The organism is Armatimonadota bacterium (assembly GCA_031432545.1).
Classification (GTDB): Bacteria; Sysuimicrobiota; Sysuimicrobiia; order Sysuimicrobiales; family Sysuimicrobiaceae; genus Caldifonticola; species Caldifonticola tengchongensis.
In genome coordinates this window covers 84,082-92,568 of the sequence record JAVKGX010000006.1, presented here as the reverse complement: position 1 = coordinate 92,568, position 8,487 = coordinate 84,082, and the positions used below count along the sequence as shown (strand labels likewise).

The 8,487-nt window shown below is 68.6% G+C and carries 6 protein-coding genes; 5 read left to right on the top strand and 1 reads right to left on the bottom strand.

The window, feature by feature from the left end; genetic code table 11:
• Positions 1-201 precede the first annotated feature (201 nt).
• The 3 genes from QN163_07645 to QN163_07635 all read left to right on the top strand — a co-directional run bounded on the left by QN163_07645 (position 202) and on the right by QN163_07635 (position 5,230).
• A complete protein-coding gene (locus QN163_07645; GenBank protein MDR5683882.1) occupies positions 202-1,926 on the top strand; it encodes a M3 family oligoendopeptidase in 1,725 nt (574 codons plus the stop codon).
• A gap of 162 nt (positions 1,927-2,088) precedes the next feature.
• The gene (locus QN163_07640) at positions 2,089-3,069 is read left to right on the top strand and encodes a TAXI family TRAP transporter solute-binding subunit (protein ID MDR5683881.1); all 981 of its coding nucleotides are present in this window, start codon (positions 2,089-2,091) and stop codon (positions 3,067-3,069) included.
• Between the two features lie 91 nt (positions 3,070-3,160).
• A complete protein-coding gene (locus tag QN163_07635) occupies positions 3,161-5,230 on the top strand; it encodes a TRAP transporter fused permease subunit (protein ID MDR5683880.1) in 2,070 nt (689 codons plus the stop codon).
• 78 nt (positions 5,231-5,308) lie between these two features.
• On the opposite strand, the gene QN163_07630 is transcribed toward QN163_07635, so the two are convergent.
• Entirely contained in the window at positions 5,309-6,211 is a 903-nt protein-coding gene (locus tag QN163_07630) for a carbon-nitrogen hydrolase family protein (protein ID MDR5683879.1), read from the bottom strand.
• A gap of 122 nt (positions 6,212-6,333) precedes the next feature.
• Here QN163_07630 and QN163_07625 point away from each other — a divergent pair, with 122 nt between their 5' ends.
• Both QN163_07625 and QN163_07620 read left to right on the top strand, forming a co-directional pair.
• Positions 6,334-7,329 (top strand): MoxR family ATPase, encoded by a 996-nt coding sequence (locus tag QN163_07625; GenBank protein MDR5683878.1) that lies wholly within the window; start codon positions 6,334-6,336, stop codon positions 7,327-7,329.
• The gene (locus tag QN163_07620) at positions 7,307-8,449 is read left to right on the top strand and encodes a VWA domain-containing protein (GenBank protein ID MDR5683877.1); all 1,143 of its coding nucleotides are present in this window, start codon (positions 7,307-7,309) and stop codon (positions 8,447-8,449) included. The genes QN163_07625 and QN163_07620 overlap by 23 nt, the downstream gene beginning before the upstream one ends.
• Positions 8,450-8,487 lie beyond the last annotated feature (38 nt).

Here is an 8,487-nt window from a genome sequence, read left to right as displayed (position 1 = left end):
TGCCAAGCGCGCCGGCGGCAACCGCGTGGAAGCTTCCTGAAACCGGCCGGCGGGTTGTGCTAGACTTCCCTTGACCCCGGGTGCTCCCGGGGTTTTGTAATGTCGGGCCCTCAACCCAGCCCGCTCCCGACGGAGGGGGGCGGTGCCCGCGCGGGGGAGGGCGACCCGGCTCAGTTTTCTCTCGACCGTAGGGAGGCAGGCATGAGCGTAGCGACCGTCGATCCGCGCAAGACCTTCCCGCGCCGGTTCGTGCCCACCGACGCGAACATGGGCGACTGGGCGCACATCGAGCCGCTGTTCCGGGAACTGCTGGACCGGAAGATCGACTCGTCGGCGGCCCTGCAGCGGTGGCTGGAAGACCTGAGCGAACTGCAGTCCGCCGTCGCCGAGGAAGGGAGCCGACGGTACGTGGCGATGACCCAGCAGACGGACGATCCGCAGCGCGAGCAGGCCTACCTGCACTTCGTCCGCGAGATCCGGCCCAGACTGGAACCGATGGTCTTCGCGCTCAAGAAGAAGTACCTGGCGACCCCACACCGCCACGGGCTGCCGCAGGACCGCTACTTCGTCTTCGACCGCGACACGGCCAACGACGTCGAGCTCTTCCGCGAAGAGAACATCCCGCTGCACGTCCGGGAGGCCGAGCTCCAGCAGCAGTACCAGAAGATCACCGGGGGCATGACGGTTCACTACCGCGGCGAGGAGCGCACGCTCCAGCAGATGGCGCGGTTTTTGGAAGAGCCGGACCGATCGGTGCGGCAGGAAGCCTGGGAACGCATCGTCGGCCGCCGCCTGCAGGAGCGCGAGGCGATCGAGGCCATCTACGAGCAACTCCTCTCGCTGCGCCAGCAGATCGCCCGCAACGCCGGCTTCACCAACTACCTCGACTACGGGTTCCGCGCCAAGGGCCGGTGGGACTACACCCCGGAGGACTGCGAGCGGTTCCACGCGGCCGTGGCCGAGCACGTCGTGCCGGTCGTGCAACGGCTGTACGAGGAGCGCCGGGCTCGGTTGGGGCTCGACGCGCTCCGTCCGTGGGACCTGGACGTCGATCCGCTCGGTCGAAGCCCGCTGCGGCCGTTCGAGCACGCGGGTGAGCTGGTCGAGAAGTGCGAGCGGGTCTTTGCGCGGGTGACCCCCGCCCTCGGCGAGCAGTTCCGCTTCATGGTTGAACGGGACCTGCTCGACCTGGACAGCCGCAAGGGCAAGGCCCCGGGAGGCTACCAGGCCACGATGCACGAGCGGCGCTGGCCGTTCATCTTCATGAACGCCGTGGGCCGGGACGGCGACGTCCGGACGATTGTCCACGAGGGAGGGCACGCCTTCCACGCCCTCGCCGCGCGCGAAGAACCCCTGCTGAAGTACCGGCACGCGCCGCTGGAATTCGCCGAGGTCGCCTCGATGGGTATGGAGGTGCTGGCCCTGCCCCACCTGGAGGTCTTCTACCCTGACCCCGACGACGCGCGGCGCGCCCGGCGGGACTTCTTCGAGGGGGTCGTGCGGTTGATGCCGTGGATCGCGATCGTCGACGCGTTCCAGCACTGGATCTACACGCACCCCGAGCACACCCGCGACGAACGCCGTGCGAAGTGGCTTGAGCTGTCACGTCGGTTCCGGCCGGGGATCGACTGGTCGGGCTACGAGGAGGCCGAAGCCCACGCCTGGCACGCACAGCTGCACATCTTCCTGCACCCCCTGTACTACATCGAGTACGGGATCGCCCAGCTGGGGGCGCTGCAGCTGTGGCTGGCGTCGCGCGACGACTACGCGGGGGCGGTGCGGCGCTACCGGGCCGCGCTCGCACTCGGCGGATCGCGGCCGCTGCCCGACCTGTTCGCGGCGGCGGGGCTGCGCTTTGCCATGGATGCCGGCGTCGTGGCCCCGCTGGCGGCCGCCCTGGGGGAAGAACTGCGGGAGCTGTCCTGACGCCGGCGGCCCCCCTCGGGGCGGGTGCGTAGGAGTTCGGCACTCGCTGCGCGAACCACCGAACAACGGCGGGGTGTACCTGGCGGATCCGCGCGACGATCGTGCAGGGATCCGACGTGGGTTGGGGACGGAGATCCAGACACGACCGAGGGGGGAGGATCGATGAGGAGTCTGTACCGGTTGTCCATCGCGTTTCTGGTGCTGGTGCTGGGGGCCCTGCCGGCCCTCGGGCAGCCGAGACCGAACTGGCCGAGGAGCGTCACCATCGGGTCGGCGTCTATCGGCGGCGTGTACCACGTGGTCGCCGGCGGGTACGTGAAGATCATCCAGGAGAAGATGAGCATCGCCGCCAGCAACCGGGTCACAGGCGGTCCGGTACAGAACATCCAGCTTGTGCACGCCAAGCAGATCGAGGTGGGGATGACGACGATGGGCCCCGCGTTCGAAGGCTACCAGGGCATCGGGTGGGCCCGCGGCACGCCCCACAACACGATCCGGTTCACGTGGCCGATGTACACGTCCTTTGCGCACTGGGTGACGCGCGCCGACAGCGGGATCCGGTCGGTCGCCGACCTCGGTGGCCGGACGGTGGACCTCGGTCCGCGCGGCGGGTCGGCGGAGTTCGTGGGCACGAAGGTGTTCGAGCTGTTCGGGATCCGCCCGCGCCGGATCGTCAACCTGTCGTTCGCCGAGGGGGCGAACGCGCTGCGCGACGGCCTGGTGGACGCGAACTTCGGGGTGATCGGGGTGCCGGTGCCGGCGTGGCTGGAGTTGTCGATCACGCGGCCGGTGCGGTTCTTCGGGTTCACGCCCGACCAGATCAACCGGATCACCGAGGAGTTCCCGTACCTGTCGCCCGCGGCGATCCGGGCGAACGTCTACCGCGGGCAGGATCAGGTGATCCGGACGGTGCAGATGTGGAATGCAGCGTTCGTGCACCGCGACATGCCGGACGACTTCGTCTACGAGTTGACCAAAACGATCTTTGAGAATCAGGAAACGCTGATGACGGTGCACCCGACGAGCGCTGAGACCACACCCGTGAACATCTTCTACATCAACCTCCCGCTGCACCCGGGCGCCATCCGGCTCTACCAGGAGAGGAGGGTTCAGCTGCGGCCCACACAGATGCCGCCGAGGTAGGCAGGATCCACCCTTGGGCAGCCGGTCGTCGGTAGGGGCGGGGCGCGTCCCCGCCCCACCCGCATCGGCCGCCGCGTGTGACCGGGTGCGCATGGCAGAGCCACAGGGCCGTCTGGAAGTCTCCGCCGAGCAACTCGGCGAAACCTCCGAGTTCCGCACGCGACCGCTGAGCGGGACGATGCTGCAGCTCGTGCGCTGGGTCGGCGTCGCGATGGCGGTCTTCCACATCGTCGTCCTGGGCTTTTACTCCACCGATCCCCAGAAGATGTACGCGACGCACCTGATGTTCGCTTCGGTGCTCGCGTTCCTGCTGATCCCAGCCCGCAAGCGTGGCAGTCCCGCCCCCACGTGGTGGGACTGGACGCTCGTCGCCGCCAGCGTGGCGATCGTCGCCTACCAGCTTTTGTATTTCATGGAGATCACCGGCCGCGCGGGCGTGCTGCCGAACCGCTACGACGTGATCGCCGGTGTGGCACTGATCGTCGTCGTGGTGGAAACGGTGCGGCGGGCCACCGGCTGGGCGATGCCGATTCTGGCCGCGTTGTTCGTGCTGTACGCGTTCGTCGGGCCGTACCTGCCCGGGATGCTGCGCCACCGCGGGTTCGACTTCGCGACGACGGTGTCCTTTTTGTTCAGCGACAACGGGATCTACGGCACGCCGATCGCGGCCTCGGCCCGCTACGTGTACCTGTTCATCCTGTTCGGCGCGTTCATGGAAGTGTCGGGCATCGGCCAGTTCATCGTCAACGTGGGGCTCAGCCTGGCCGGGCACCGGCGCGGGGGCCCGGCCAAGGTGTCCATCCTGACCAGCGCGCTGTTCGGGACCGCGTCGGGATCGTCGGCCGCGAACGTGATGGTGGACGGGGTCATCAACGTGCCGCTGATGAAGTCCACGGGGTTCCGCGGCCCGGTCGCCGGCGCGATCGAGGCGATGAACTCCACCGGCGGCCAGATCGTGCCGCCGGTCATGGGCGCTGCAGCGTTTTTGATGGCCGACATCATCGGCGTGCCGTATTCGCGCATCGCGGTCGCAGCGATCATCCCCGCGTTGCTGTACTTCGTCGCCGCCTACTGGATGATCGACCTGTACGCCGCCCGCAGCGACCTGCACGGCCTGCCCCGCGAGCGCCTGCCGGTCCTGCGCGACGTCCTGTTCCGCCACGGGTATCTGATCGTCCCGCTCGCGCTGATGCTGACGCTGATCATGGTGTTCGACTACTCGCCGTTTCGGGCGGCGCTGTGGGCGCTAGGGGCCACGGTGCTGGCGTCGTGGCTGAGCCGCGAGGGGAATCTGGGGCACCCGTGGCTGGTCGCCGCCATCGCCGCATACGTGGCGGCCACGCGGTTGGGGTTGTCGGTGCTGTGGAGCCTCGCCGTATTCGGGGTGGCGGTGGCGGCCTTGTACCTGGTGCAGCCGCAGACGCGGGCCGGGGTGAGGCGCATCCTGGACGCCATGTACGACGGGTCGGTTCGGTCGATCGAGATCGCGGCCACCACCGCAGGCGCCGGTATGGTCGTCGGCATCCTGTCGCTGACGGGTCTGGGTGAGAAGCTGTCGCTGGCGCTGCTGTCGCTGTCGGGGGGCGCGATCCTGCCGGTGCTGCTCGCCGCGATGGTGGTGGCGCTGATCCTGGGCATGGGACTGCCGACGACCGCCGCGTACGCGATCATGGCCAGCACGCTGGCACCGGCGTTGATCCAGCTCAACATCCCGCCACTGGCGGCCCACCTGTTCCTGTTCTACTTCGCGTGCCTGTCGGCGCTGACGCCGCCGGTGGCGCTGGCCAGCTTCGCCGCGGCCAGCCTGGCGCGGGCACCGATGTGGGAGACGGCCTGGCTGGGCGTGAGGTTCGCGCTCGCCGGCTTCATCGTGCCCTACATGTTCGTCTTCGGACCCTCGCTGCTGATGCAGGGTCACTGGTACGACATCGCCTGGAGCTTCCTCACCGGCGCGGTCGGGACCATGTGCCTGGCCGGGGCGGTCGTAGGCTACCTGTTCCGCCCGACGTCGTGGGTCGAGCGCGGGATGCTGCTGGTGGCTGCGCTGTCGCTGATCCGACCGGGGATCGTCACCGACACGGTTGGCTTCGCTCTGCTCGCCGCGGTGGTGCTGTTGCAGCGGCTGCGCCCCGTCCCCGCCGCGCAGGTCGCTTCGGACTGACGCCGGGTGTCGGCCTAGTGCAACGCGGCGACCTCGGCCGCGCCGGCCGGCAGCGGCGCAACTGAGGGTTCGGATCCGCTAGGCTGGGGCCCGTTCGCGACGCGGCAGGCGTCTACCGGGCTCGAAGCGGCTGCGGGCCGGGCGCAGGCCTTCCGCGTAGACCTGCAGGTTGCGGTCTTCGAGGTGGTCGAAGGACTGCACCGAGCGCGTGCCCCAAGACACGTACCGCATCGGATCGGGGTCAAGCCTGGCGGCCACGATCTCCTCCTGCCCGCGGGCCTGGCACAACCTCCAGGCGATCGGGTTGACGAACATCGAGTGGCCGAAGTACAGGTTCCCCTCGGCATCCGGGCCGACGGCGTTGACCGCGAGTACGTACACGTGGTTGTCGTACGCGCGCGCCATGTTCGTCATCTGCCAGATGTCGAACGACCGCAGCAACGCGGACGGGCGGGTGATGATCTCGGCGCCCTTGACGGCCAGCACGCGCGACAGCTCCGGGAAGTCGCCGTCGTAGCAGATGATCATCCCGATGGTCCCCAGCTCGGTTTCGACCACCTCGGCGCGCGCACCGGGCGTGCACCAGCCGCCGCGCTCGGCGTTCTCCGCCGGGAATGGGTGCGTCTTGTGGTACTGGCCAAGGATCTCGCCGTCCGGACCGATGAGCGCCGAGGTGTTGTACACGACCCCGCGGGTGGGTCCCCGTGAGTAGGTAGGCCAGACGACGTGGACGCCCAGTGCCCGGGCGGCCCGCTGGATCGGCTCGCTGATCGGCCCGGGGATCTCGCTGACCAGGTCCCACAGCGCCTCGGCCGAAAGCCCCGTGGCGAAGCCAGTGGTGATCGTCTCGGGGAAGACGACCAGCTCGGCGTCCGTCTCGCGGACCGCGCGGTGGAGCCAGTCCACCGCCTTGTCCAGGTTGGCCCGCACGTCGTTGGGTACCGCCGCGATCTGCACACCCGCTGCCACGAACTCCTTCATGCCGCCCACCTCCCGATGCCCTCATTGTAGCGCGGCGTTGAGGCATCCGATCACGCCGCGGCCACGGACCGCCGCTCCCTCGACCCTTGACCCATGAGGACGGACCCTCGACTATCTAAGGTATGAGCGAAACGCAACCGGCACGGCGCCCCACGCTCGGGGACATCGAGCAGATCGTCGCCGCGCTGGAGAATCAAGGCTACATCGCCGGACGGGAGATCGCCACCGCCGTCTTCCTCTCGATCGAACTGCACAAGCCGCTGCTCGTCGAGGGTGCGGCGGGCGTGGGCAAGACGGAGATCGCGAAGGTGATGGCTCGGGCGCTGGGCACCGACCTGATCCGCCTCCAGTGTTACGAGGGGTTGGACGTCAACACGGCGCTGTACGAGTGGAACTACCAGAAGCAGATGCTGCGCATCCGCCTGGAGGAGCAGGGCGACCGTACGCTGGAGGAAAAGGAGCACGCGATCTTCTCCGAGCCGTTCCTCCTGCGCCGACCGCTCCTCCAGGCGATCACCCACCACAGGCCTCCGGTGTTGCTCATCGACGAAGTCGACCGGGTCGACGAGGAGTTCGAGGCATTCCTGCTGGAGGTGCTCAGCGACTGGCAGATCACGATTCCCGAGATCGGCACGATCCGCGCGCAGCACGTGCCCTACGTCGTGCTGACCAGCAACCGGACCCGGGAGCTGAGCGACGCGCTGCGCCGCCGGTGTCTGTACCTGTGGATCGACTACCCGGACTTCCAAAAGGAACTGCGGATCGTGCGGACGAAGGTGCCCGGCATCTCGCGCAGACTCGCCGAACAGATCACGGCGTTCATGCGCCTGGTGCGGCGCCTGGATCTGTCGAAGGTCCCGGGTGTCGCCGAGACGTTGGACTGGAGCGCCGCGCTCATGCGGTTGCACCGCGAGAACCTGGACCGCGCCAGCGTCGAGGAGACGATCGGCTGCATCTGCAAACATCAGGAGGACCAGGCCCGGGTGCGCGGCCCGTGGCTGGATTCCGCGCTGGCCGCGATCGCGGAGGCCCAGCGCGACGGCGAGCCGATGGAGCGCGCGTTGGAGCGGGTGGAGAAGACGGTGAGGGGCGGCGATGCATCGCCCCGATTTCGGTGATCTGACCCAGCACGTCGTGGAGTTCGCGCGGAGACTGCGCGGCCGGGGTGTGCTGTCCGGACCGGCTGAGATCGCAGACGCGCTGCAAGCGCTGTCCCGCGTGGACATCCTCGACCCCACCCAGTTCCGGCTGGCGCTGCGGACGACCCTCGCCCACAGCCACCAGGACCTCACGACGTTCGATGAGCTCTTCCCCCTGTACTGGTCCGCGCAGGGGATGCGCTGGGAGCGACCCCAACCTGACGGTGAGTCCTCCCAGGGGCGTGTGGGCGAGTCCGAGGGCCAGGGCGCAGCTTCCGTGCAGCGATGGGCGACCCAACAGACGGGCGAAGGCGAACAGGAAGTGCCCGGCTACAGCGCGCAGGAGGTATTGAGCCGCAAGGACTTCTCCAGCTTTGCGGCCCACGAGCTCGACGAGATCGCCGCGCTCGTGGTGACCATCGCACGCCGCATCGCCACGCGGATGAGCCGGCGCGCCCGTCGCGCACGCCACAGCCACACGATCGACATGCGGAGGACGCTGCGGCTGCACCTGCGCTGGGGCGGTGAGCTGCCGGAGCTGGCGTTTCGCAGGCGCCGCATCCGGAAGACGCGCGTGGTGCTGCTGTGCGACGTCTCAGGCTCGATGGATGTGTACAGCCGATTCTTGATCCAGTTCGTCTACGCGCTGCAGGAGGCCATCGGTCGCGTCGAATCGTTCGTCTTCAGTACTTCGCTGACGCGCGTGACGTCGGCCCTGCGGTCGCGGTCGTTGCGCGCCGCGCTCGACCGTCTCAGCCAGACGGTGCCGAACTGGTCGGGCGGCACGAAGATCGGGGCCAGCCTGCGGCAGTTTCTGGATGCACACGGGCACCTGCTGGACCGGCGCACCGTCGTGATCATCGTCAGCGACGGCTGGGACACCGGCGAGACGGACGCGCTGCGGCGGGCGATGCGTGAGATCCAGGAGCGGGCGGCTCGCGTCGTGTGGCTCAACCCGCTGTTGGGCAGTCCCGGCTACCAGCCGCTCACGCGGGGCATGCAGGCGGCACTGCCGTACGTGGATGTCTTTGCTTCTGCGCACAACGTCGACAGCCTGCACGAGCTGGAGCGGGCTCTGGCCAGGCGCGCAGGGCAGTAGCGGTGTCCGGCGCCGGTCAAGCCACGATGGGAGGAAGG